Origin of the sequence: Paenibacillus humicus NBRC 102415, assembly GCF_004000905.1 — a bacterium.
GTDB lineage: Bacteria > Bacillota > Bacilli > Paenibacillales > Paenibacillaceae > Paenibacillus_O > Paenibacillus_O humicus.
The window spans coordinates 1-3249 of the sequence record NZ_BIMD01000097.1 but is presented as its reverse complement, the minus strand read 5'-3'; the positions used below and the strand labels follow the sequence as shown (position 1 = coordinate 3249).

Sequence of the window (3249 nt, the reverse complement as noted above, 5' to 3'; positions counted from 1 at the left end):
TGATAAGGGGATGATGTCCGCCATGTTCAAGCGCATCAATCGATTGCCCATTGCATTGCCTGTTCCCAAACATCCGGACGCCAACGCCGCGGCGGCTGTGCAGGAACTATTAGGCGGCCGTTTCGGGGAGATGTCTACGTTGAATAATTATTTGGTCCAATCTTCGAATTTTCGCAGCAAAAAAAAGCTGAAGCCCTTTTATGAACTTGTGGCCAGCATTACGGCGGAGGAGGTTGGCCATGTGGAATTGGTGATGAATTCCATTAATTTATGCCTGTCCGGTTCCACATTTCCGGCAGATCCGGATGCGGCCCCTCTGCGCAACGGGCTTGACAAACGCAATACCTACCATTTTATTGCAACGGCTCAAACCTCGTTGCCCGGCGATTCGATGGGCAAAGCATGGAACGGTGATTATGTCTTTAACAGTGGCAATCTGGTACTTGATCTGCTGCATAACTTTTTTCTCGAATGCGGCGCCCGCACCCATAAGATGCGCGTGTACGAGATGACAGATCATCCTGTCGCCCGCGAAATGACGGGTTACTTGCTGGTCCGCGGGGGAGTTCATGTGCTTGCTTACGCGAAGGCGCTCGAAATCATGACCGGAGTCGACGTCAAAAAAATGCTCCCTATTCCCAATCTAGAGAATCGGGCATTTGATGCGACCCGCAAATACGAAGAACAGGGAATTCATCGAAAGTTATATACGTTTAGCGATTCAGACTATGAAGATATCGCTCAAATCTGGAAAGGATCCCACCCTTCCGACGGAGAGCGATTGGAAGTCGTCAGAGGAGTTCCCCAAGGAGGGGAAGTGCCCGATCTTGAAGAAGTGCCGGAAGAATTTGCCCCTGGCATCTCGAATGAGGATTTTATGCAGATTGCCCAACGGCTGCAAAAGCTCGCCGGATTGTAAGGTGTTGCGTTCCTATACGGGCAAGAGTTGCTGCTTACATATGGCATGTATACGAAACCTTTATTTATTTCTATTGGCCGTGCGCGACTCCCAGCGTGCGGCTCGTCACATAGTGGTGGTCAAGCACAAGCCTTTATTGGAATGGTTTCAATTGTCTCTCCCTTAGTTCTTGAATTTTATTTTCTAAATATTCGATACGAGATTTTAGTTGTGCTTTCTCTATGCAAGTTGATATCAGTTGTCGCTACCCAGGTTCCATATTCGCCCGCCTGTAAAGAGGGGGGGGGGAGCATTCGAAGGCGTCCGGTGAGGACCAAATGCCGAAGTTGAATCTGGACATCGTCATAGATGGTTAAATGACCGGAATAGGCAGCGTAGGGGGAATGAAACACGATCTGCTGCGCGCTTTCATTCCAGCTTCCTTCAATCGGAATCGGCGTTCCGCGAAATTGGATAGTGCCTTGAACTCGTTGGTCCGGCAAAACGCGCATCACAAGCTTGCCCCATACAACCGGCCTGCCGGCGACGGATGCATAAACTCCCCAAATGGAAAAGGGGGGTAATACCTTTGATATGGATTGCGAGGCATCGGCCACGACTCATCACTCCTCTTATTCGGTTACGCCATTATATGCGTCCACGGTAAAAATGCCCGTCACGGGGCTTGGATTCCTTTACAGATAACCGAACATGTTCAAGTAAAAGAAGATCGACAATACCGTCACCGGGATGCTCCAAACCGGCTTTGTATGATGAAAACGAAGCATGAGAAACATGTGTACGTCAAAAAAAAAGCGACCACCAGCAATTCCAGCCGCGGGAGTAGGTAATATAACCGAGGCGATATCCGACCCATTCAACACCGATATAAATCAGCACCCACTTTGCAATGTGAACCGATACTAAAATGAGGTGATACAATGGCCGTTGTCAAAGCCAGGGCAAGTGATATAGATCTGTTGGCAAGATTGCTTCGAGCCGAAGCGGAAGGGGAAGGCGAACAAGGAATGCTGCTCGTCGGGGCTGTAGGAATTAATCGGATTCGGGCAAACTGCTCCGATTTTAAAGGCATTCGTACGATTCCGCAAATGGTATTTCAGCCGCATGCGTTTGAAGCAACCATACACGCTTACTTTTATCAAAAGGCAAGGGACAAAGATAGACGCCTTGCACGAAAGTCAATTAACGGTGAGCGACCATGGCCTGCTAAATTCTCTTTGTGGTATTTCAAACCCCCCGCAAATTGCCCTTCGACATGGTACAATCAGCCTTTTGTCGGAAGATACAAAAGCCACTGCTTTTACGAACCGACAGGTGTAGAATGCGAAAATATTTACAATACTTTTTAAACATATAAGACGCAGGCCTAATCCGGTCAGCGACTTATATGTATTAAGCGCAAATCTCTGCATAACCGTTTGGAGTAATACTTTGCAGGTATGGGGATCTTCCAGTTTTGGTTCGTGTATGCCAATGCCAGTACCAACCGGCCAATCAGTTCTTTATTGACCAGCCAACACAACTCATTGTACTTCTCCAAGGCATTGAGGAAATTACTGAGTTGATGGAGCAGGGAGAATCGGCGTCTTTTTGAACATTTACACGAATCCGATGATGTCCCAAAGTTGATCCTTCGGTAGGCGTAAAATCCGATTTTGGTATCTTGATTTCTTACCGTATACCAGAGGAGTGTTTTGAGGAATGGAAGAGGGTGTCCAAAGGCAGGCCAGCCGATATGTCCGGCATCACCTATGAGAAGTTTCTGATCCGATCGGAAGATCTTCTTCGCTTACATTCCACAGTTCGGCCATTTCCTTGATATGCTTTGGACCAAAAGGGTAAGATCGATGGTTCACCAACCGAAGCGCCGACCGTCTACTGACTCCGATGATGTATAAAGGATATGAATATCGGAATAATATCAGTTACATATTCTGAAAATGGCAAATGGAAAGGAGAAAATATGGAAAAAAGCGAACTTAAATCACAATTTAAACACCGAATCAAAACGGCAAGTAATAAATCTCCAATAGTATTGGATGGCAAGGCAAGTAAAAAAGTTCCAACCGAGCCGAGTTTGATGGAGAGAACCAAAGAAGCGATGGAGAATATAGGAACCGAAATAAATAGCATCTGAATGGGTTTTTCATAATTAAAACCGGTCGGTTAGGGATTACCTTGACCGACCGTTACAGTGACAATGAGCCCCGTATTATCCTTTGGGTTTTACGAACAATGCAGCGAGAAACGAAAAAATAATCGCTGCGGATATTCCGGCACTGGTCACTTCGAAAATTCCGGTGATGATCCCAATCCAGCCATTGCTCTTT

5 protein-coding genes are annotated in these 3249 nt (G+C 46.8%); 3 read left to right on the top strand and 2 right to left on the bottom strand.

Annotated features, from left to right (window positions below):
* The first annotated feature begins 22 nt into the window (after nucleotides 1-22).
* Entirely contained in the window at nucleotides 23-919 is an 897-nt protein-coding gene (locus PHU01S_RS25420) for a manganese catalase family protein (RefSeq protein WP_054943616.1), read from the top strand.
* Nucleotides 920-1095: 176 nt separating this feature from the next.
* Here the strand turns inward: PHU01S_RS25420 and PHU01S_RS25415 are convergent, their stop codons facing one another.
* Nucleotides 1096-1515, bottom strand: coding sequence for a hypothetical protein (locus PHU01S_RS25415; protein WP_107338595.1), 420 nt, complete (start codon nucleotides 1513-1515; stop codon nucleotides 1096-1098).
* 324 nt (nucleotides 1516-1839) lie between these two features.
* Between PHU01S_RS25415 and PHU01S_RS25410 the strand changes: the two genes are divergently transcribed.
* Both PHU01S_RS25410 and PHU01S_RS25405 read left to right on the top strand, forming a co-directional pair.
* Entirely contained in the window at nucleotides 1840-2268 is a 429-nt protein-coding gene (locus PHU01S_RS25410) for a cell wall hydrolase (RefSeq protein WP_107338594.1), read from the top strand.
* A 554-nt stretch (nucleotides 2269-2822) separates the two neighbouring features.
* Nucleotides 2823-3056, top strand: a complete 234-nt coding sequence (locus PHU01S_RS25405; RefSeq protein ID WP_127510485.1) for a hypothetical protein — start codon at nucleotides 2823-2825, stop codon at nucleotides 3054-3056.
* A gap of 75 nt (nucleotides 3057-3131) precedes the next feature.
* On the opposite strand, the gene PHU01S_RS25400 is transcribed toward PHU01S_RS25405, so the two are convergent.
* A partial coding sequence (locus PHU01S_RS25400; protein ID WP_127510481.1) for a SpoVA/SpoVAEb family sporulation membrane protein occupies nucleotides 3132-3249 on the bottom strand: 118 nt, incomplete at its 5' end.